This window comes from Myxococcus sp. AM010 (assembly GCF_013372585.1).
In the GTDB taxonomy this organism is placed as follows: Bacteria; Myxococcota; Myxococcia; order Myxococcales; family Myxococcaceae; genus Myxococcus; species Myxococcus vastator.
The window spans coordinates 32,566-53,936 of record NZ_JABXEO010000006.1 but is presented as its reverse complement, the minus strand read 5'-3'; the positions used below and the strand labels follow the sequence as shown (position 1 = coordinate 53,936).

Annotated in this window: 14 protein-coding genes; 9 read left to right on the top strand and 5 right to left on the bottom strand. The window is 70.0% G+C overall.

Annotation, left to right across the window (positions count from 1 at the left end):
- Positions 1 to 242: 242 nt before the first annotated feature.
- Positions 243 to 623 (top strand): DUF488 domain-containing protein, encoded by a 381-nt coding sequence (locus HV826_RS05545; RefSeq protein ID WP_176415957.1) that lies wholly within the window; start codon positions 243 to 245, stop codon positions 621 to 623.
- Here the strand turns inward: HV826_RS05545 and HV826_RS05540 are convergent.
- From HV826_RS05540 to HV826_RS05530, 3 genes are all read right to left on the bottom strand, one after another.
- Positions 620 to 769 (bottom strand): hypothetical protein, encoded by a 150-nt coding sequence (locus HV826_RS05540; protein WP_176415956.1) that lies wholly within the window; start codon positions 767 to 769, stop codon positions 620 to 622. The two genes, HV826_RS05545 and HV826_RS05540, sit on opposite strands and share 4 nt — an antisense overlap.
- 140 nt (positions 770 to 909) lie before the next feature.
- A complete protein-coding gene (locus tag HV826_RS05535; protein WP_176415955.1) occupies positions 910 to 1,365 on the bottom strand; it encodes a hypothetical protein in 456 nt (151 codons plus the stop codon).
- 188 nt (positions 1,366 to 1,553) lie between these two features.
- A complete protein-coding gene (locus tag HV826_RS05530; RefSeq protein ID WP_255217053.1) occupies positions 1,554 to 3,989 on the bottom strand; it encodes an ABC transporter permease in 2,436 nt (811 codons plus the stop codon).
- Between the two features lie 194 nt (positions 3,990 to 4,183).
- Between HV826_RS05530 and HV826_RS05525 the strand changes: the two genes are divergently transcribed.
- The 7 genes from HV826_RS05525 to HV826_RS05495 all read left to right on the top strand — a co-directional run bounded on the left by HV826_RS05525 (position 4,184) and on the right by HV826_RS05495 (position 15,549).
- The gene (locus HV826_RS05525; protein WP_176415954.1) at positions 4,184 to 5,269 is read left to right on the top strand and encodes a nitronate monooxygenase family protein; all 1,086 of its coding nucleotides are present in this window, start codon (positions 4,184 to 4,186) and stop codon (positions 5,267 to 5,269) included.
- A 129-nt stretch (positions 5,270 to 5,398) separates the two neighbouring features.
- On the top strand, positions 5,399 to 6,040 hold the full coding sequence (locus HV826_RS05520; RefSeq protein ID WP_176415953.1) for a DsbA family protein: 642 nt from the start codon (positions 5,399 to 5,401) through the stop codon (positions 6,038 to 6,040).
- Positions 6,041 to 6,095: 55 nt separating this feature from the next.
- Positions 6,096 to 6,863 carry an RNase H family protein gene (locus HV826_RS05515; RefSeq protein WP_176415952.1) on the top strand — a complete coding sequence of 256 codons (768 nt, stop codon included), beginning with the start codon at positions 6,096 to 6,098 and terminating at the stop codon, positions 6,861 to 6,863.
- 80 nt (positions 6,864 to 6,943) lie between these two features.
- On the top strand, positions 6,944 to 8,833 hold the full coding sequence (locus HV826_RS05510; RefSeq protein WP_176415951.1) for a methylmalonyl-CoA mutase family protein: 1,890 nt from the start codon (positions 6,944 to 6,946) through the stop codon (positions 8,831 to 8,833).
- Positions 8,833 to 11,025, top strand: coding sequence for a methylmalonyl-CoA mutase (gene scpA / locus HV826_RS05505; protein WP_176415950.1), 2,193 nt, complete (start codon positions 8,833 to 8,835; stop codon positions 11,023 to 11,025). Before HV826_RS05510 ends, scpA begins: the two co-directional genes overlap by 1 nt.
- A complete protein-coding gene (gene meaB / locus HV826_RS05500; protein ID WP_176415949.1) occupies positions 11,022 to 12,005 on the top strand; it encodes a methylmalonyl Co-A mutase-associated GTPase MeaB in 984 nt (327 codons plus the stop codon). The genes scpA and meaB overlap by 4 nt, the downstream gene beginning before the upstream one ends.
- A gap of 76 nt (positions 12,006 to 12,081) precedes the next feature.
- A complete protein-coding gene (locus HV826_RS05495; RefSeq protein ID WP_176415948.1) occupies positions 12,082 to 15,549 on the top strand; it encodes a methylmalonyl-CoA mutase family protein in 3,468 nt (1,155 codons plus the stop codon).
- A gap of 93 nt (positions 15,550 to 15,642) precedes the next feature.
- Here the strand turns inward: HV826_RS05495 and HV826_RS05490 are convergent, their stop codons facing one another.
- Both HV826_RS05490 and ybaL read right to left on the bottom strand, forming a co-directional pair.
- Positions 15,643 to 17,445, bottom strand: a complete 1,803-nt coding sequence (locus tag HV826_RS05490; protein ID WP_176415947.1) for a DUF4215 domain-containing protein — start codon at positions 17,443 to 17,445, stop codon at positions 15,643 to 15,645.
- Between the two features lie 130 nt (positions 17,446 to 17,575).
- Positions 17,576 to 19,327 carry a YbaL family putative K(+) efflux transporter gene (gene ybaL, locus HV826_RS05485; RefSeq protein WP_176415946.1) on the bottom strand — a complete coding sequence of 584 codons (1,752 nt, stop codon included), beginning with the start codon at positions 19,325 to 19,327 and terminating at the stop codon, positions 17,576 to 17,578.
- A 317-nt stretch (positions 19,328 to 19,644) separates the two neighbouring features.
- Here ybaL and HV826_RS05480 point away from each other — a divergent pair, with 317 nt between their 5' ends.
- Positions 19,645 to 21,306 (top strand): hypothetical protein, encoded by a 1,662-nt coding sequence (locus HV826_RS05480; protein WP_255217052.1) that lies wholly within the window; start codon positions 19,645 to 19,647, stop codon positions 21,304 to 21,306.
- The last annotated feature ends 65 nt before the right edge of the window (positions 21,307 to 21,371 follow it).

The following is a 21,371-nucleotide window of genomic DNA, read 5'->3' as shown; positions in this document are numbered from 1 at the left end:
GCCCCGTCCAACCCGCCGCCCGTGCTGCCCCGTCCTGCCCGCCACCCGTGCTGCCCCGTCACGCTGCTGCATCACCCCATAGCAGGGCGCGTGCCGCCGCCGATCCACTCCCCAAGGCCAGCATTTCCAAGCACTTGGAGACATCACCCTGGGCCAACGGGGCCAGAGCCCTTCCCGTCCCGGTAAGAAATCCGGTCCCCCGCGGATGGAATACCGTCCCTCCGATTCAGGGTTGCCCGGCGATGCCGCTCAAAACCAAACGTTGGTGTGTGCCTTCGGAGCCAGATGACGGCTTCCGCGTCCTTGTCTGCCGTTACCGGCCACGAGGCCTGCCCAAGGCCAAGGAGACGTGGGACGCGTGGCAGAGCAACCTGGCGCCCAGTCCGGAGCTCTTCGCCGCTTTCTATGGAAAGGGCCGCACACCCATCACGCTGGAGGCCTACCGCGAGCGGTACCTCCAGGAGATGGCGTCGCAGCAAGAAGCCATCACCGCGCTCGCCAGGCGAGTGCGGCAGGGTGAGACGGTGACCCTCCTCTGTTCAAAGGACTGCATCCTCGAACAGGTCTGCCACCGAACAATCCTGGCCGGGCTCATCGAAGCGGAAGCGGCGCGGATGCATTAGAGCGGCTCCGTCCACGCCTGGCGCCGGCCCGTCGCCTTCTCAATCGCGTCGAGCAGGCGGTGCAGCTTCAACGCCTCGCTGAAGTCGTGCGCATCCGGCCCCAACTCCCCCCGCGGCAACCAGGCGTGGTCGCCGGGAGCAGGCAACGGCTCGAACGGCGGCGGCAGAGCAGAGGCGGAGGCCCGCGCCTCCCACAAGCCTCCGCGAACGGCGGAAGCCGCGGCCGGGGCGGCGGTGAACCTGCACCGTCACGCTCCAGACCGCGGCCATCCCCGTGCGGCGTGGACTATTGTTTCATCTTGTCGATGGAAGACGCCATGTTCTCCGTCGTCTTCTCCACCTTGAACTTGGTCCGGACCTGGTCCCCCTCCTTGATTTCACGCCGGAGGTGGCTGTCGATGTCCCGGTGCTTCTCGATGGGCTTGCCATCGATTTGCGTGGAGTGGCTCACGCCCATCGCCACCACCGCGCCGTTCTCATCCTTGATGAAGACCTTGTCCCTCCGCAGGGCCACCACGGAGCCGCTCAGCTCCTGCTGTCCCTGCATCTGGCTGCCGCCCATCCCGCCGGACATCTCCGAGCCGCTGCTGGGTGGCTGCTGCATCGATGGGTCCTGCGGCGGCATTGAGGGCTCTTGCGGCGTCGAAGGTTCCGGCGGCATCGCCGGCTCCTGCGAGCCTTGCGCCAGAGCCGCGCCACCCCACGCCAGACCCGCGATCATCCCCATCACCTTGAGCTTCATGACCGACCCCTTTCGTCCTGGAGGGCGCACCTCGCCTCCGGAGCCAACCGTGGCCATGCCCGGCGGCTTTGCCAGCCGGTGCCACGGTGCGACGCGCCCCCTGGAGCGCGCCCCCAAGCTCGTCCGCCCCACCTCGCGGGGTGATGCCAGGCGCGCCCCAGTGAAACGCAGTGCCCCTGGACGCCTGCTCAGTCCGCCCGAAGCGCCACCGCGGGGGAGACTCGCGCGGCCCGGCGCGCGGGCAGCAGCACCGCCAGGACGGCCACCGCCAACAGCACCGCCGCCACCGCCGCGTACGTCAATGGGTCCGTGGGCAGCACGCCGCTCAGCAGGTGCGTGAGGCCGCGGCTGGTGGCCACCGCCAGCCCCAGTCCCATGACGAGCCCACAGGCCGTCAGCCCCAGGTAGCGGCCGAGCACCAGCCCCATCACCTGCGCCCGACGCGCGCCCAGCGCCATGCGGATGCCCAGCTCGCGGGTGCGCTGCAGCACCGCGTAGGCCACGACGCCGTAGAGTCCCACCGCCGACAGCACCACCGCCACCGCCGCGAAGGCCCCCGCCAGCAGCAGGTAGAAGCGCAGCGGCGCCACGGTGCGGTCAACCACCGAGGCCAGCGTGCGAACACTCCCTGGCGCCAGGCTCGCATCCAACGCACGAATCTCCGCGCGAGCCGCGGGGGCCAGGTCGAGCGGCGCCCCCTTCGTGCGCAGCAGCACCACCATGCTCGTGGTCCGCGCCTGCACGTAGGGCACGTACACCTCCGGCAGGGACGGCGAGCCAAGCCCCTCCAGCGCCATGTCGTCCACCACCCCCACCACGCGCCCGCCCATGGCACCGCTGCCCCAGTCCATGCCCGTGTCCAGCGTGCGCCCCAGGGGCTCTTCGCCAGGCCAGAAGCGGCGCGCCGCCGCCACGTTGACCAGCACCGCGCGCCCACCCGCGCCCTGGTCCGCCGCCGAGACGCCGCGGCCCTGCAGCACCTTCACGCGCAAGGCCTCCAGCGCCCCGGGCGTCACGACGCGCACGCTGGCCTGCCAGGGCTCCGTCCCCTCCGGAACAGGCCGCAGCGGGTCCTTCACGGGAACGGTCCACCGGGCCCCATCCAGTGGAAGCCCATTCACCGCGCCGACCTGCTCCACGCCGGGCAAGGCCCGCAGCCGCCCGAGCAACGTGTCATAGAAGGCCGCGGGCGCGGCGGTGCCAAAGCCATAGTGAAGCGGCGGCAAGTCCACCTTCACCGTCAGCACACCCTCGGGGTCGAAGCCAGGCTCGGCCCGTTGCAGGTGCACGAAGCTGCGCAGCAACAACCCCGCGCACACCAGCAGCAACACCGCCAGCGCCGTCTCCGCCACGACGAGCACGGAGCGCGTGCGGTGCCCCTGCGCGCCGCCACCCCCGCCGCCCACCACCCGCTTCAGCCCATGAACCAGGTCCAGCCGCCCCGCCTGGAGCGCGGGCACCAGTCCGAACAGCAGCGTGGTCAGCACGGCCAGTCCCGCGGTGAAGGCCAGCACGGGGCCATCCAACGACACCTCGTCGATGCGGGGAATGTCCCGAGGCCCCCACGTGGCCAGCGCATCCAATGCCCACATCGCCACCAGCAACCCCACGGCCGTGCCCAGGCCGGCGAGCACGCCGCACTCCACCAACAGCTCGCGCGCGATGCGGCCACGGCTCGCGCCCAGGGCGATGCGCACGGAGACCTCCCCCTCACGCGAGGCCGCGCGCGCCAGGAGGAGGTGCGTGAGGTTCGCGCACGCGATGAGCAACACCAACCCCACCGCGCCCAGCATCAACAAGAGCGATGGACGGACGTTGCCCACCAGCATGTCGCGCAGCGGCTCCACGCGCGCGTCCTTGTCTTCGTTCGTCTGGGGGTACTGCTCCGCCAGACGGTGGGCGATGGCGGAGAGTTCGGTGCGCGCGGACGCCAGCTCCACGTCTGGGCCCAGCCGGCCGTACACCTCCAGCCAGTGCGCCCCGCGCCCCTCGGGCTTCGTCATGCCCTCTTCCCAGCGCAGCGGGAGCCACAGCTCAGAACGGGAGGGGAAGTCGAAGCCAGGCGCCATCACCCCCACCACCGTCCACGGCTCGGGAGTGCCCAGGTCCACCGAGCGCCCCAGCACGGCGGCGCTCCTACCGAAGCGCCGCTGCCACAGCGCATGGGAGAGCACCGCCACCTTCGGCGCGCCGGGCTGGACGTCATCGGGATGAAGCGCGCGTCCCATTTCCACGCGCGCGCCCAGCAGCGGGAAGAAGTCGCCCGTCACCATCCCCGCCTGCACCTTCTCCGGCGAGGTGTCCGCGCTGTCCGCCGCCAGCGTCAGCGTCACGGACGACACCGCGGACAAGCCGTCCAACGTGCGGCTCTGCTCCCGCAGGTCCATGAAGTCCAGCACGGAGGTGGGCCCCGGCCCCTGCTTCCGCTGGCTGTACACGTGCACCAGGCTCGCGTCGTCGTGCATGGGCAGCGGACGCAGCAGCACGGCATTCACCACGCTGAAGATGGAGACGTTGGCGCCAATCCCAAGCGCGAGCGTGACCACCGCGACCAGCGTGAAGGTGGGACTGCCACGAAGCCGACGCAGCGCGAAGCGGAGGTCCTGGCCCAGGGTCATCGTCATGTCCAGGACGCCTGAGCATGCCGCGTGCCACCCCCGGCGTACAGGCCCTCTGGACGAAGTGAGAAGTCCGGTTGCGCGTGCGTGGGAATCGGAGTCCCGTATCCGGACATCCCGCGCGCTTCCACGTGTCGTTTCTCCCACCGTGCCCCGCGCCCGCGGTTATCCCTCCGCCATTGCCGACCCAAGGAGCCGCGATGAGCCCGCACCGACCGAACGAAGCCCTCCAGAAGCTGGGCATCCACCACCCCATCATCCAGGGCCCCTTTGGAGGCGGGCTCTCCACCGAGCGCCTCGCGGCGGCGGTGTCAAACCTCGGAGGGCTGGGCTCCTATGGGGCCTATCAGCTCCCCCCGGAGGAGCTCGGCCGCGTGGCGGACCGGATTCGGGCGCTGACGGACAAGCCCTTCGCGCTCAACCTCTGGGTCTCCGACCATGACGCGGGCGGGGACGCGCTCAGCCCGGAGGCGTTCGACCGCGTGTACCGCCTCTTCGAGCCGTACTACCGCGAGCTCGGCGTGGAGAAGCCGGCCATGCCCGAGCGCTTTCACCATCGCTTCGAGGACCAGGTGGAGGCGCTGCTCGAAGCACGGCCGCCTGTCTTCAGCTTCGTGTTCGGCGTGCCCTCTGCCTCCATCCTGGCGGAGTGCCGGCGCAGAGGCATCCTCACCTCTGGCGCGGCCACCACGCTGGCCGAAGCCGAGGCCCTGGACGCGGCCGGTGTCGACCTCATCGTGGCGACGGGCTTCGAGGCCGGCGGCCACCGTCCTTCCTTCCTCGCGCGCGCCGAGGACTCGCTGATGGGAACGCTGGCCCTCACGCCGCTCGTGGCCGACCGGGTGAAGGCGCCCGTCATCGCGGCGGGTGGCATCGCGGATGGCCGAGGCCTCCGCGCCGCGCTCACGCTGGGGGCCCAGGCCGCGCAACTGGGGACGGCGTTCCTCGCCTGTGAGGAGTCGGGAGCGACGGACACCCACCGCGAGCTGCTCTTCAGCGACCGCGCGAAGCACACCACCTTGACGCGGGCCTTCACGGGCCGGCTGGCGCGAGGCATGCGCAATCGCTGGACAGACGAGCTGGCCGCTCAGCAGGAGGCGCTCGCGCCCTTCCCCATCCAGAGCTGGTTCCTGTCGAAGCTCAAGCCCGCGGCGGTCAAGGCGGGCCGCACGGACCTCGTGTCGCTCTGGGCAGGCCAGGCCACGCCCAACCTTCGGCACCGGACCGTGCCCGCGTTGATGGCGTCCCTCATCAAGGAACTCGCGCCCCTCTCTGCCACGCACTGAGCCACGCGGCATCGGGCCCGCACGCCCGGCCGGAGTCCGGGAGGGCTGGCGTCACCGGCTCCCGTGCCCGCACGAGGATGGCCAGCATCAGGGGATGTCCCTTGCCGGGGACCGCAAGGAGCCTCGCCCATGGCCCCATCGGACACGCCGGTCCGCCTCGACGTCTGGAGCGATTACGTCTGCCCCTTCTGCTACCTCGAGCTCCCCGTCCTCGAGCAGCTGCACGCCCGGCTGGGCGCGGCGCTCGACATCCACTGGCGCGCGTTCGAGCTGCGCCCGGCGTCCGTGCGCCCCCTCGCCCCGATGAGCGAGCTGCCGCGGTCGGCCTGGCCCCGCGCCGTCTACCCGATGGCCGAGCAGCGGGGCTTGAAGATGCAGCCGCCGCCGCTTCAGCCGAGGAGCCGGCTGGCGCTCGAAGCCGCGGAGTTCGCCAAGGACACCGGGTCCTTCTCCGCGTTCCATGAGGCCCTCTTCCGCGCCTTCTTCAAGGACGGCCGGGACATCGGAGACCTGGGCGTGCTGGGGGACCTGGCGGAGGACGTGGGCCTGGACCGCGAGTCCATGACCCGCGCACTGGAGGCGAGCCGGTACACCGCGCGCGTGCTCGCGGACGAGGAGGAGGCCCAACGACTGGGCATCCGCGGCGTCCCGGCCATGCGGCTCGCGGGCAAGGGGCCCGTGCTGCTGCTGAACGGCGCCCAGCCGGAAGAAGCCGTTCGCGCCGCCTTCGCGCGCGTCCGGCCGGGCCCCTCCCCGAGTGCCATGCACTGAGCGCGCGGCCACCGCTGTCCTGGCGGCGGCACTTCGCGCCGAATAGGGTGCCGACATGGAGCACCGCCCGACCCTTGTCTTCGCTGATGGCGCCTGTTCAGGAAACCCCGGCCCGGGTGGTTGGGGGAGCCTCATCGTCACGCCCGACGGACTGGTGACGGAGCTGGGCGGCCACGAGCCGGAGACCACCAACAACCGGATGGAGCTGACGGCCGTGGGCAAGGCCCTGCGCCACCTGGAGCGCACGCCGGGTCCCATCCACGTCCACACGGACTCCACGTATGTGATTCAGGGCGCCACCAAATGGGCGTTCGGCTGGAGCCGGCGCGGGTGGAAGACGGCGGAGGGCGGCGAGGTCGCCAACGCCGTCTATTGGAAGCGGCTGATGGCGCTCCTGGCGCAGCGCAAGGAGCACCACGCCGCCGAGGCCGCCGCCGTGGCGTGGTTCTACATCCGGGGCCACGTGGGCGTCCCCGGCAACGAGCGCGTGGACGCCATCGCCGTGGCCTATTCGAAGGGGCGCGACGCGCGGCTCTACACCGGCCCGCTCCAGGGCTACGGCGTGGCGGTGCATGAGCTGCCGGAGGACATGTCCCTGCCACCGGAGAAGCCCAAGGAGCAGCGCGAGGCCTCGGCCAAGGCGTACTCCTACCTGAGCCAGGTGGGCAGCGCCGTGAAGCGCCACGCCACCTGGGCCGCCTGCGAGCGCCGGGTAAAAGGGGTGTCCGGCGCCCGCTTCAAGAAGACAAAGAACGCAGTGGATGAAGCCAAAGTGCTGGAGGACTGGGGCTTCAAGGGACAGGACGTCCCTTCGGAAGACTGAGGCAGCCCCTCCAAGCCCATTGCCCCGCCGGTCCATTGCGCCTATGGGTCGGGGCCACTCCCCTCCCGCGAGGACGCAGCATGGCTCAAGAGCCTCTCCATATCGCCTCGGAGTTCCCGGCCCCGTCGGTGGAAGACTGGCGCCGGCTCGTGGACAAGGATTTGAAGGGCAAGCCCTTCACCGCGCTCCAATCGCAGCTGGAAGGCGGCCTGTCGCTCCAGCCGCTGTACACGCAGCAGGACGCCGCTGCCTCGCCGCCCGAACCGCCTGGCGTGGCCCCCTACGTGCGCGGCACCCAGGCCCTGGGCCTCACCGAGGGTGGATGGGTGGTGTGCCAGGAGTACAGCGAGCCGGACGTGTCACAGGCCGCCGAGGCCATCCGCACGGACCTCGAGCGCGGCGGCTGGGGCGTGTGGCTCCACCTGGGCGACCCGCACGGCGTCCGCGTACCGGATGCAGAGGCGCTGCGGCGGCTGCTCGCCCATGCGCCGCTGGATACGACCCCCGTCTACCTGGAGCCCGGGTCTGACCCGCTCGCCTCCGCCCAGCACCTGCTCCACGTCGCGGAGCAGGCGGGGGTGTCCCGCGCGGCGCTGAAGGGCAGCCTCGGCGTGGATCCGCTCGGCGTCCTGGCTCGCACCGGCGCGCTGCCCGCGGGGCTGGACGCGACGCTGTCCCAGGCCGCGCCGCTGGTCACCTCGCTGCGTGAAGCCGCGTCCGGCCTCCGGGTGCTGCTCGTGTCCACGCGGGCCTACGCGGACGCGGGCGCCACGGCGGTGCACGAGCTGGCGTGGGCCATCGCCACGGGCGTGGCGTACCTGCGCGGGTTGGAGCGCGCGGGCGTCTCCCCCGACGTCGCGGCGCGCTCCATCCAGTTCGCGGTGTCAGTTGGCGGACAGTTCTTCCCGGAGATTGCCCGGCTGCGCGCGGCGAGGCTCTTGTGGTCCAAGGCCGTGGCGGCGTGTGGCGGCTCACCGGAGGCCCAGGCCATGGCGCTGCACGCGCGCACCGCGAGCACCACGAAGACGCAGCGGGACCCGTGGGTGAACATCCTCCGCGCCACCGCGGAGTCCTTCGCCGCCGTCGTCGGTGGCGCGGACAGCGTCAGCACCTCGCCCTTCGACGAAGCCCTGGGCACGCCCGACGCATCCGCCCGCCGGCTGGCGCGCAACACGCAGCTCATCCTGCGCGACGAGTCGAGCCTCAACCGCGTCGCCGACCCCGCGGGCGGCAGCTACTACCTGGAGCAGCTCACGCAGGACATCGCCCGCGCGGCGTGGGCCGAGCTGCGGCGCATCGAGGCGCTGGGCGGCATGGCTCAGGCGCTCACGAACGGCGACGTGACCCGCGTGCTCGCGGAGACGCGCGCGGCGCGCGACAAGGCCGTGCGCACCCGCCGCCTGCCCATTGTCGGCGTGAGTGAGTTTCCCCACCTGGGCGAAGCGCCCGTCCAGCGGCAGTCCCGCGCCGCGGCGTCCACTGCGCCCGACACGTCGGGCCCCCTGCCCCTGCGCCCGGTGCGCGCCGCCGAGCCCTTCGAGACGCTGCGCGACGCGAGCGACCGCCACCTCGCCGCGCACGGTGCGCGCCCGAAGGCCTTCCTGGCCAGCCTGGGCACGGTGGCGGAGCACACCACCCGCTCCACCTGGACGGCCAACGTCCTGGCCACGGGGGGTATCGAGCCGGTGGACGCGCACGGCTTCGCTGACGTCGCCGACGCGGCGGCCCGCTTCGCGGCGTCGGGCGCGACGCTGGCCGTCATCTCCGGACCGGACGCGCTGTATCCCGACTGGGTGCCCGCGCTGACGGCGGCGCTGAAGGCGAAGGGCGCGCGCGCGGTGGCGGTGGCGGGCCGTCCCAGTGACCACGAGGCCGCCTTCCGCGCGGCGGGCGTGGACGCCTTCTTCTACGCGGGAGCGGATCTGTTCTCGCTCTTGTCCTCACTGCACCAGCAGCTCGGAGTGGCCTGATGCGCCCCCACGTACCGGACTTCTCGGGCATCGACTTCGACGCCCCCGAAACGCACTCCGCCGCGCCCACGCGCGAGCAGCAACTGCGTCAGGCCGCCGAGGCCACGCGCGACGCCGGGCGCTGGGACACGCCCGAGGGCATCCCCGTCAAGCCGGTGTACACGCGCGAGGATTTGGAGGGCGTGGAGCACCTGGGCTCGCTGCCGGGCCTGCCGCCCTTCGTGCGCGGCCCCTACTCCACCATGTACGTGCAGCAGCCGTGGACGGTGCGGCAGTACGCCGGCTTCTCCACGGCCGAGGCCTCCAACGCCTTCTACCGCCGCAACCTCGCGGCGGGGCAGAAGGGCCTGTCCATCGCCTTCGACCTCGCGACGCACCGGGGCTACGACAGCGACCATCCTCGCGTGGCGGGTGACGTGGGCATGGCGGGCGTGGCCATCGACTCCATCAAGGACATGCGCATCCTGTTCGACCGGATCCCGCTCGACCAGATGAGCGTGTCCATGACGATGAACGGGGCCGTGCTCCCGGTGCTGGCGCTCTACGTGGTCGCCGCCGAGGAGCAGGGCGTGCGGCCCGAGCAGCTCAGCGGGACCATCCAGAACGACATCCTCAAGGAGTTCATGGTCCGCAACACGTACATCTACCCGCCCGGCCCATCGATGCGCATCATCGGCGACATCTTCCGCTTCACTGCGGAGAAGATGCCGCGCTTCAACAGCATCAGCATCAGCGGCTACCACATGCAGGAAGCCGGGGCGACGCAGGACCTGGAGCTGGGCTACACGCTGGCGGACGGCGTGGAGTACGTGCGCGCCGGGCTCGCGGCGGGCCTGGGCGTGGACGCCTTCGCGCCGCGCCTGTCCTTCTTCTGGGCCATTGGCATGAACTTCTTCATGGAAGTGGCCAAGATGCGCGCCGCCCGCCTGCTCTGGGCGAAGCTCATCAAGGGCTTCTCCCCGAAGACGGACAAGAGCCTGGCGCTGCGCACCCACAGCCAGACGTCCGGCTGGAGCCTCACCGCGCAGGACGTCTTCAACAACGTCGTGCGCACCTGCGTGGAGGCCATGGCCGCCACCCAGGGCCACACGCAGAGCCTGCACACCAACTCGCTGGACGAAGCCATCGCGCTGCCCACGGACTTCAGCGCGCGCATCGCCCGCAACACCCAGCTCTATCTCCAGTTGGAGAGCGGCACCACGCGCGTCATCGACCCGTGGGGCGGCAGCTACTACGTGGAGCGCCTCACGCACGAGCTGGCGCGCAAGGCGTGGGCCCACATCCAGGAGGTGGAGGCGCTGGGCGGCATGACGAAGGCCATCGAAGCCGGCCTGCCCAAGCTGCGCATCGAGGAGGCGGCGGCCCGCACCCAGGCGCGCATCGACTCCGGCCGCCAGGCCATCATCGGCGTGAACAAGTACCCGCCCGAGCGCGAGGACTCCATCGAGATTCTCAAGGTGGACAACTCGGCGGTGCGCGAGGCGCAGATCGCGCGCCTGCGCGAGCTGCGCGCCGAGCGCAACGCGGACGATGTCCGCCGCAAGCTGGACGCGCTCACCGAGGCGGGCCGGCGCGGCGACGGCAACCTGCTGGCGCTGGCCATCGACGCGGCCCGCGCCAAGGCGACGGTGGGCGAAATCAGCGACGCGCTCGAAAAGGTGTTCGGGCGCTACGAGGCCACGGTGCGCAGCGTGTCAGGTGTGTACTCCAGCGAGGCGGGCAAGGACGCCCAGGGCATCATCGAAGCGCGCGCGAAGGCGGACGCGTTCCTCGCGCGCTTCGGCCGTCGGCCGCGCATCCTCATCGCGAAGATGGGCCAGGACGGGCACGACCGCGGCCAGAAGGTCATCGCCACCGCGTTCGCGGACCTGGGCTTCGACGTGGACATCGGCCCCCTGTTCCAGACGCCCGAGGAGTCCGCGCGGCAGGCCGTGGAGAACGACGTGCACGTCGTGGGCGCCAGCTCGCTCGCCGCTGGGCACCTGACGCTGGTGCCGCAGCTCAAGCAGGCCCTCAAGGCGCTGGGCCGCGAGGACATCATGGTCGTCGTGGGCGGCGTCATCCCCGCGCAGGACTACGACGCGCTGCGCGCCGCGGGCGCCGCGGCCATCTTCGGCCCCGGCACGGTCATCTCCAAGGCGGCCATCGAGCTGCTCGACAAGCTGGCCGCGTCGCTGGAGGAAGAGGCGTGAAGCTGCTGCCCGCGGACGCGTATGTGGACGGCGTGCGCGCGGGCGACCGTGCCATGCTCGCGCGCGCCATCACCCTGGTGGAGAGCGAGCTGCCACGCCACGCCGCGCTCGCCCAGGAGGTCCTCACGCGGCTGCTCCCCGCCACGGGGGGCAGCCGGCGCGTGGGCATCAGCGGCGTGCCGGGCGTGGGCAAGAGCACCTTCATCGACGCGCTGGGCATGCACCTGGTGAACGCCGGGAAGCGCGTGGCGGTGCTGGCCATCGACCCGTCCAGCACCGTGTCCGGCGGCAGCATCCTGGGTGACAAGACGCGCATGGCGCGGCTGGCGCGGGAAGAGGCCGCGTACATCCGCCCCAGCCCCTCCAGCGGCACCCTGGGCGGCGTGGCGCGCAAGACGCGCGAGACGCTGCTCTTGTGCGAGGCGGCGGGCTTCGACGTCGTGTTGGTGGAGACGGTGGGCGTGGGCCAGTCGGAGACGGTGGTGGCCGACCTGGTGGACTTCTACCTGGTGCTCATGCTGGCGGGCGCCGGAGACGAGCTGCAGGGCATCAAGCGCGGCATCCTCGAGGTGGCGGACATGCTCGCCATCAACAAGGCGGACGGCGACAACAAGCCCCGCGCCGAAAGGGCCCGCTCCGAGCTACGCGCCGCGTTGCACCTGATGCGGCCGGGCGCCGAGCCGGAGATCACCACCTGCAGCGCCCTGGAGGGCAGCGGCGTCGAGAAGCTGTGGACCTCCATCGAGGCGCAGCTCGGGCGGAGCGTGGCCTCGGGCGCGCTGGAGCGCCGCCGCAAGGCGCAGCAGGTGCAGTGGATGTGGACCATGGTGCAGGACGGCCTCCGAGCGGCCCTGCGTGCGCACCCCGAAGTGTCCGCGCTGGTGCCCACGCTGGAGGCGGACGTGCGCGAAGGGCGCGCGACACCGACGTCGGCCGCACTGCGGGTGCTGGGCGCGTTCCTGCCTGAAACGAGGGCCTGACGGCCCGCGTCGTGGAGCGGTCAGTCGCGCTCCAATCCCTTGCCTCGACGTAAACGGCGCTCTTACTGTACGCGCCGTGCGAAACGTCCAGCAGACCCCCGTTCCCCAGCCCTACAAGCCTCGTTTCCACGTCCGCATCGTGACGGCCGCCTCCCTGTTCGACGGGCATGACGCCGCCATCAACGTGATGCGCCGCCTCATGCAGGCCTCGGGCGCGGAGATCATCCACCTGGGGCACAACCGCTCGGTGGCTGAGATTGTCGACTGCGCCATCCAGGAGGACGTGCAGGGCATCGCCATCACGTCCTACCAGGGCGGTCACGTCGAGTTCTTCAAGTACATGATTGACCTGCTGCGCGAGCGGAAGGCCAACATCAAGGTCTTCGGCGGCGGCGGCGGCACCATCCTCCCCTCGGAGATTGAAGAGCTCCACCGCTACGGCGTCACGCGCATCTACTCGCCGGACGACGGCCGGGCCATGGGCCTGCAGGGGATGATTGACGACCTCATCTCCCAGTGTGACTTCGAGAAGCGGCCAGAGGACTTCGCGCCCCTGCTCGACACGCCGTCGCCGCGCGACCCGTCCCGGATTGCCCCGCTCATCACCATCGCGGAGAACTTCGCCTCGAAGGGCGCGGAGCTGCGCGAGGCCATGTCGCACATCCAGGCGAAGGGGCCGCGCGTGCCCATCCTGGGCATCACCGGCACCGGCGGCGCGGGCAAGTCCAGCCTTGTGGATGAGCTGGTGCGCCGCTTCCTGACGGACTTCCCGGACAAGACGCTCGCCGTGCTCTCCGTGGACCCGTCCAAGCGCAAGTCCGGCGGCGCGCTGCTGGGTGACCGCATCCGGATGAACGCCATCGACAACCCGCGCGTGTACATGCGCTCGATGGCCACCCGCCAGAGCAACCTCGCCCTGTCCAAGCACGTCGGCGACTCCATCGAAATCTGCAAGGCCGCCGGCTTCGACCTCATCGTGGTGGAGACCTCCGGCATCGGCCAGTCCGACACCGAAATCACCGAGCACTCCGACGTGGCGCTCTACGTGATGACGGCCGAGTACGGCGCGGCGACGCAGCTCGAGAAGATCGACATGCTCGACTTCGCGGACGTCATCGCCATCAACAAGTTCGACAAGCGCGGCTCGCTGGACGCGCTGCGCGACGTGCGCAAGCAGTGGAAGCGCAACCACAACGCCTTCACCACCGCCGATGACGCGGTGCCCGTGTACGGCACCATCGCCTCGCAGTTCAACGACCCGGGGATGAACCAACTCTACCGGGCGCTCATGGACACCCTCTCCGCGAAGACGGGCGCGCCGCTGAAGTCCGGCTTCGAGCTCACGCCGGGGATGAGCGAGAAGAAGTGGATCATCCCGCCCGAGCGCACGCGCTACCTGGCGGAGATCGTCGAGGCCTGTGAGTCCTACGACGGCTTCGTGAAGGCCCAGGCCGCCATCGCCCGGCGCATGTACCAGCTCCACGGCACCATCGAGGCGCTGCGCACCAACGTGGGCAGGAAGCGCCTGGAGATCGTCGAGCCCAAGGACCCCTCGGACACGGTGCAGGTCACCGAGCACGTCGAGGGCGAGCCCGCCTACCTGAGCGAGCTGGTGGAGCTGTACAAGGACTTGGAGTCGCGGCTCCACGCCGACTGCCGCCGGCTGCTGGCTGAGTGGCCCGCGACGAAGCGCCGCTACGCCGCGTCCAAGTACCAGTTCCAGGTCCGCGACAAGGTCATCGAGCTGGACTTGTACGCGGAGACGCTCTCCCACCTGCGCATCCCCAAGATCGCCCTCCCCCGTTATGAGGACTGGGGTGACATCCTCATCTGGCTGCTGCGGGAGAACGCCCCGGGCGCCTTCCCCTTCACCGCGGGCGTCTTCCCGCTCAAGCGCGAGGGCGAGGACCCCGCGCGCATGTTCGCTGGCGAGGGCGGCCCGGAGCGCACCAACAAGCGCTTCCACTACGTGTCGCGCGGCCTGCCCGCCAAGCGCCTGTCCACGGCCTTTGACTCGGTGACGCTGTATGGCGAGGACCCGGACCACCGGCCGGACATCTATGGCAAGGTGGGCAACTCGGGCGTGTCCATCGCCAACGTGGACGACGCGAAGAAGCTCTACTCCGGCTTCGACCTGGCGGACCCGTCCACGTCCGTGTCCATGACCATCAACGGCCCCGCGCCGATGCTGCTCGGGTTCTTCCTCAACGCCGCGGTGGACCAGCAGTGCGAGAAGTGGATCCGGGAGAACGGCCAGGTCGACGAAGTCGAAAAGAAGATGGACGCCCTCTACCGCGAGCGCGGCCTGCCACGGCCCCGCTACCAGGGGGACCTGCCGCAGGGCAACGACGGGCTGGGCCTGCTGCTGCTCGGCGTGTCCGGCGACGAGGTGCTCCCGCGCGACGTCTACGAGCGCATCCGCGCGAAGACGCTCCAGTCGGTGCGCGGCACCGTGCAGGCGGACATCCTGAAGGAGGACCAGGCGCAGAACACCTGCATCTTCTCCACCGAGTTCGCCCTGCGGGTGATGGGCGACATCCAGCAGTACTTCATCGACCAGAAGGTGCGGAACTTCTACTCGGTGTCGATTTCGGGCTACCACATCGCGGAGGCCGGGGCGAACCCCATCTCCCAGCTCGCCTTCACCCTGGCCAACGGCTTCACCTTCGTCGAGTACTACCTGTCGCGGGGCATGGACATCGACGACTTCGCGCCCAACCTCTCGTTCTTCTTCTCGAACGGGATGGACCCGGAGTACGCCGTGCTGGGCCGCGTGGCGCGCCGCATCTGGGCCAAGGCCATCCGGGACAAGTACGGCGGCAATGACCGCTCGCAGAAGCTGAAGTACCACATCCAGACGTCTGGCCGGAGCCTGCACGCGCAGGAGATTGCATTCAACGACATCCGGACCACGCTGCAGGCGCTGCTCGCGCTCAACGACAACTGCAACTCGTTGCACACCAACGCCTACGACGAGGCCATCACCACGCCCACCGAGGAGAGCGTGCGCCGCGCGCTCGCCATCCAGTTGGTCATCAACAAGGAGTTCGGGCTCTCCAAGAACGAAAACCCCAGCCAGGGCGCGTTCATCATCGAGGAGCTGACCGACCTGGTGGAGGCGGCGGTGCTGGCGGAGTTCCGCGCCATCTCCGAGCGCGGCGGCGTGCTGGGCGCCATGGAGCGCATGTACCAGCGCTCCAAGATTCAGGAAGAGTCCCTCTACTACGAGACGCTGAAGCACGACGGGACGCTGCCCATCATCGGCGTGAACACGTTCCTGGACCCCAAGGGCTCTCCGACGGTGACGCCGCCCGAGGTCATCCGCGCGACGACGGAGGAGAAGAACTACGCCATCACCGCGCGCGACGCCTTCTGGAAGCGGAACGAGGCGACGGCGCCCAAGGCCCTGGAGGCCGTGCGCCGCGCGGCGCTGGACAACGGCAACATCTTCGCCGCGCTGATGGACGCCTGTAAGGTCTGCACGCTCGGCCAGCTCTCCCGCGCGCTGTACGAGGTGGGCGGGCAGTACCGGCGCAACATGTAGCCCTGACGCCGCGCCCCATCCGGGCGGACGCGGCGATGAGACTCACGGGCCGAGGCGCTTGCCGCGCCTCGGCCTTTTTCATGTCACGACGCCTCAGCCCAGCTCCAGCATGCAGGTCGCGCTGCAGCCGTCGCGGCTGGTGGTGTTGCCGTCGTCACACTCCTCTCCTTCGATGTACTGGACGACGGAGTCGCCGCAACGGGGCGCCAGCATGCATCCGGGCGTGCATCCGCCGTAGGCCCCGTCGTTCACGCCGTCATCACACGCCTCGCCCTCGTCAATGATTGCGTTTCCGCAGAGCGAGCGGCACTCCGTCCGGCGCGTGCCGAAGCTGTTGAGCGTGAGCTGATAGGAAGAGCCCGTCGTGTGGCGCTCTGCCTGGAAGAGGGCGACCTCATAGATTCGGCCAGGCACCAGCCCCAGCTCCTCGGCCCGAGCGGAGAGCGTAACGGTTCCCGCCTCCGCCCCATGGATGCCGCCCAGGTCCAAGGCCAGGCGGCCGTTGATGAACACCCACACGTCATCGTCGCCGCGGAACGACAGTACTTCCGTGCCCTTGTATTCGAACCAGGAGCGCGTCTCGCTGGTGAAGTGGAAGTTGCGCGGTGCCGAATCGGAACCGGGGCGCGTCGGCTCGAATCCCGCGGCCACCCAGCCCAGCGCATCCAGCGGGAAGAAAGTCGGGTCTTCGAACCGGTAGGCGCCATTGCCCGTGTGCGCCAGAGTCATTGAAGAGACCACTGCGCGGTTCACCCCATGGGCGTCGCGGTACCACTGGTCGAACGCAGTCCGGCCGTGGGTCGTCGCGGAGCTCTGCCCCTCCTTCGCGTAGACGGGCTTTCCGTCCACGCCGAGCGCGCTCTGGACGATGCCCCGCTCCACGCCACTCTTGTTCTGGAAGTCGATGTGTCCACGCGGCAGCCCCTCCCCGGCTGGCAGGTCGTACCCTCGGAAGTCCCGGTAGACGATGGGGAAGGAAATCTCCTGGGGCGGCTCCTCCTCGATGCTCACACAGGCGAAGCCCGGCTCGAGCTTGCACTCCGGCGAACAGCCATCATTCGCGCGGAGGTTGCCGTCGTCGCACTCCTCCGTGCTGCCCGGCAGGATCACCCCGTCGCCACAAACGTCCTCGCAGCTGCCGTCGCTGCAACGCGGCTCGCGTCTGCAGTCGGGCAGACAGCCGTCACCAAAGTCGTGATTGCCGTCATCACAATGCTCGGTGCCCTGGACCTGAAAGTCACCACAGACGGTGCGCGAGCAAAGCGCGCCTACCGCGGGGCAGTGCCAGCCATCTTCCAGTCGGCACGTGGAGTCGCAGCCATCACCATTGATGATGTTTCCGTCCTCGCACTCCTCGGCACCAGCGGTGACGCCATCACCACACATGGCCGCGGAACAGGGCCCACCCGCGACCGGACAGGTCCACCCGGGTTCAATGTCCTGGCAGGTGGCAGAGCAGCCATCGCCGCTCTCGACGTTGCCGTCGTCACACAGCTCCGAGCCCAGCACCACGCCGTCACCACAGACGAGCGAGCCCGCATCAGGCTCGGTGCCCGCGTCAGGCTCCGTCCCTGCGTCGGACTCGGTGCCAGCATCAGGCTCGGTGCCCGCATCGGCCTCGGTGCCCGCGTCAGGCTCCGTGCCCGCATCGGGCTCTGTCCCTGCATCACCCTCCGACCCGGAATCGGGCTGGGCACCCGCATCCGGCTCGGCGCCAGCATCGACGTCAGCGCCTCCATCCTCCGGCTGTTCGCCAGCATCGGCGGGGATGGACGCATCCGGCGTCGCACCGCCATCTGGCTCCGGGGACGTGTCTCCACCACACGCCGAAAGGACCAGGGCCAAGACCGCAAGCATTCGCTTTGCGGCCGACAATCGACTCTCGCTGTTCACCATGGAACCGATGGTGAAAGCAGCCCATACGGAATGTCAATGACAGCGGCTGACGGTCAGCGACCACACGCCGGGCGGGGCGCCTGCACGCCCGATGTCTCGAGTGGGAACAGCGCCCCAGTTCCCGCGGGCCTCAAGGAATCACGGCGTCCGCGGGCGCCGGCAGCAGCGGCCGGGCCTTCAGCGCGGCCAGCCGCTCCAGCACGTAGTCCAACATGCTCCGCGCCAGCGCGTGCTCGCCCATCACCACCCGGGCAACGCCCAGCGACTCCAGGTAGTCCCGCTCCTCGTCGCCGTGCGTGCGCACCACCGCGGGGAGGGACGGATTCACGCCCTTCACCTGCTCCACGATGGCGCGAGCCTGCAGCGCGTCCGGCGTGGCGATGATGAGGATGGACGCCGTGTCCAGGTGCGCGTGCTCCAGGATGCCGGGCACCGCGGCGTCCCCGTAGATTGCGGGCACACCCTCCTCACGCAGGCGCTCCACGTACTCGCGGTTCTGTTCAACGACGACGAAGGGAATCTTGCGCTCCGCCAGGCTCTGGCCAATCACGCCGCCCACGCGCCCGTAGCCAATCAACACCGCGTGCTCGCGCAGTTGCACGTCCCCCATGCCAATGGGCAACTCAGACAGCTCGTCCTCCTCGGGGTCCATGCGCGCGGCGAACCGTGGCTGTCGGCGCAGCCACGCCAGCAGCGGATCAATGGCCTTGAAGACGAGCGGGTTGAGGGTGATGGACAGCAGCGCCCCCGACAACACCAGGCTCTGCCCCTCCTTTGGCAGCAGCCCGAGCGTGACGCCCAGCCCCACCAGGATGAACGAGAACTCCCCAATCTGCGCCAGGCTCGCGGACACCGTGAGGGCGGTGTTCACCGGGTAGCGGAACGCCAACACGATGAAGAAGGCGGCCAGCGACTTGCCCAGGACGATGATGCCCAGCACGACGAGGACCTGGAGCGGCTGCCGCACCAGCACCATCGGGTCGAAGAGCATCCCCACCGACACGAAGAACAGCACCGCGAACGCGTCCTGGAGCGGGAGCGAATCCTCCGCCACCCGGTGGCTGAGCTCCGACTCGCTGACGACCACGCCCGCGAAGAAGGCGCCCAGCGCGAAGGAGACGCCGAAGAGCGCGGCGGCCCCGAAGGCAATGCCCAGCGCCACCGCCAGCACCGACAACGTGAACAGCTCGCGGGAGCCCGTCTTGGCCACCTGGGTCAGCAGCCAGGGCACCAGCCGCTTGCCAGCGACCACCATCACCACCACGAAGAGGCAGACCTTCCCCAGCGTGACGGCCAGGGTCCAGACGAGGCCGTCTCCATCGGCCGCCGTCGCGGGCGTCTGCGTGTCGGCGGTGCCAAGGACGTTGCCCAGCGCGGGGAGGAGGACCAGGGCGAGCACCATCGCCAGGTCCTCGACAATCAGCCAGCCCACCGCGATGCGGCCATTCACCGAATCAAGGGCGCCCCGCTCCTCCAGGGCGCGCAGCAGCACCACGGTGCTGGCGGTGGACAGCGCCAGGCCAAACACCAGGCCCGCGCCCAGGCTCCAACCCCACCAGTGCGCGACCGCGGTCCCCATCACGGTGGCGGCGGCGATCTGCACGATGGCGCCCGGCACCGCGATGTTGCGCACGGCGAGCAGATCCTTGATGGAGAAGTGAATCCCCACGCCGAACATCAACAGGATGACGCCAATCTCCGCCAGCTGCCCGGCGAGGCCCCCATCCGCGACGAAGCCCGGCGTGAACGGCCCCACGGCCACGCCCGCCAGCAGATAGCCCACCAAAGGTGGCAGCTTCAGCCAGCGAGCGACGAACCCACCGACGAAGGCCAGTCCGAGTCCAACGGCGATGGTGGCGATGAGCGTGGTGTCGTGAGGCACGGCGGAATCTCCCTGGGCGCTACGCGGAAGGGGGTATGAAAAAAGCGGCGCGGCGAGGAATCCAGCCGTGGGGGCAGGAGCCTCGAACACCTTTCGTTCATGGGTGGTCTTGAGCGGACGCTCGCGCTGATGCAGTGAGCTTGCGCCGGGCGGCAATCTACTACGCGGCGCGCCCGTTCCCAACCTTCATTGGCACGCGGTGAGCGATGTGCTCGCCAAGCATCACTTCGAGCGAGCGACGCGCCATGTCACCCCGTGGGCGGTGCCTCACCGCGTCCCCAGCTTGAGGAAAGAGCACATTTTCGCGGAGGTCCCTGATGCGTGCTCCCCTGCCCTTTGTCTTGATGTTGGCCCTGGCGCTCGCCGGCACGTCCGCCGCTGCCGCGGAGCACTCGGCCCCGACCCTGGATTCCCTGGCGGACGGCGCGCTGCTGCTCGACGGGCTGGGGACGCACGAACGCCAGGTCACCACGGCCTCCCCTCAGGCCCAGGCCTTCTTCAACCAGGGCCTGCGGCTGGCGTATGGCTTCAACCACGATGAGGCCGCGCGCTCGTTCGCCCGAGCCACGCAGTTGGACCCCACCTGCGCCATGTGTTTCTGGGGCGTCGCGTTGGTGCTGGGCCCCAACTACAACATGCCCATGCTGGCGGAGAATGCGCCCGCCGCCTGGGACGCCCTCCAGCGCGCTCGGCAACTCGCCCCCCGCGCGACGCCGGTGGAGCAGTCACTCATCACCGCGCTCGTCCAGCGTTATCCCGGCCCGGAGGCCCTGCCGCCGGAGAAGATGGCCCCCTTCAACGAGGCCTATGCCAATGCCATGGCGGGCGTGGCCAGGCGCTTCCCGGAGGACCTGGACGTGCAGACGCTCCACGCCGAGGCGCTCATGGACCGGAACCCCTGGAAGCTGTGGTCGCTGGACGGGGCGCCGGCTCCCGGCACGGAGCAGATTGTCGCCACGCTGGAGTCCGTGCTCGCCAGGGACCCCCTGCATCTGGGCGCGAACCACTATTACATCCACGCGGTGGAGGCCTCGCCGCATCCAGAGAAGGCGGAGCCTTCCGCGGACCGACTGGGCGCGCTGGCGCCCAATGCGGGGCACGTCGTCCACATGCCGGCCCACATCTATCAGCGCGTGGGCCGCTACGCGGATGCCTCGGAGAGCAACCGGAAGGCGGCGGCGGCGGACCTGGCCTACCTGAAGCAGGCGAAGCCGCGCGGCCATGTCTATCCCATGTACACGTCCCACAACTTCGGCTTCCTGGCGTTCTCCGCGTCCATGGAGGGGCGGAAGCAGGAGACGCTGGAGGCGGCCCGGGACTCGGCGAAACACTTCCCGCCGGAGCTGCTCACGATGATGCCGGGCATGGACTTCTTCGTGGCCCAGCCGCTCTTCGCCATGGTGCGCTTCGGGGACTGGGAGCGCCTCCTCGCCGAGCCCCGCCCGGATTCGAAGTACCCCGTCCAGGAAGGGCTCTGGCTCCACGCGCACGGCATGGCGCTGGCGGCCACGGGGCAGGTGCCACAAGCCCGCGCGGAGCTGGCCGAGCTGCGGCAACTGGCCCGCACCGTGCCTCCGACGATGGCCGCGAACCTCAACACCGCGAAGGACGTGCTGGGCGTCGCGGTGCGTGTGTTGGAGGCCCGCGTGGCCCAGGCCGAGGGCCGGCCCCAAGCCCTGACGCTGTGGCGGGAAGCCGTCGACGCCGCGGACCGGCTCTCCTACGCCGAGCCCGCGGACTGGTTCTATCCGGTGCGCCATTACCAGGGCGCCGCGCTGCTGGAGGCCGGGCGCAGCGAGGAGGCGGAGGCAGTCTACCGCGAGGACCTGATGCGTAACCCGAAGAATGGCTGGGGCCTGTTTGGCTTGACGCAAGCGCTCGAAGCGCAGGGACGTCAGGAGGAAGCGGCTCGCACCCGCGCCGCTTTCGAGACGGCCTGGGCGCGCGCGGATTTTCCGCTCACGACGACCGCGCCCTGAGGGCCAGGGACACACCCTGACACCCCGCCGCACCTGGAGCGAGGCCCGGGTTGCACGAGGCTCCG

Coding starts and splice junctions, on each gene's coding strand:
- HV826_RS05480 (WP_255217052.1), top strand. CDS start 19,645: ATGCGTGCTCCCCTGCCCTTTGTCTTGATGTTGGCCCTGGCGCTCGCC.
- HV826_RS05520 (WP_176415953.1), top strand. CDS start 5,399: ATGGCCCCATCGGACACGCCGGTCCGCCTCGACGTCTGGAGCGATTAC.
- HV826_RS05515 (WP_176415952.1), top strand. CDS start 6,096: ATGGAGCACCGCCCGACCCTTGTCTTCGCTGATGGCGCCTGTTCAGGA.
- HV826_RS05525 (WP_176415954.1), top strand. CDS start 4,184: ATGAGCCCGCACCGACCGAACGAAGCCCTCCAGAAGCTGGGCATCCAC.
- HV826_RS05510 (WP_176415951.1), top strand. CDS start 6,944: ATGGCTCAAGAGCCTCTCCATATCGCCTCGGAGTTCCCGGCCCCGTCG.
- HV826_RS05530 (WP_255217053.1), bottom strand. CDS start 3,989: ATGACGATGACCCTGGGCCAGGACCTCCGCTTCGCGCTGCGTCGGCTT.
- HV826_RS05545 (WP_176415957.1), top strand. CDS start 243: ATGCCGCTCAAAACCAAACGTTGGTGTGTGCCTTCGGAGCCAGATGAC.
- HV826_RS05535 (WP_176415955.1), bottom strand. CDS start 1,365: ATGAAGCTCAAGGTGATGGGGATGATCGCGGGTCTGGCGTGGGGTGGC.
- scpA (WP_176415950.1), top strand. CDS start 8,833: ATGCGCCCCCACGTACCGGACTTCTCGGGCATCGACTTCGACGCCCCC.
- HV826_RS05490 (WP_176415947.1), bottom strand. CDS start 17,445: ATGGTGAACAGCGAGAGTCGATTGTCGGCCGCAAAGCGAATGCTTGCG.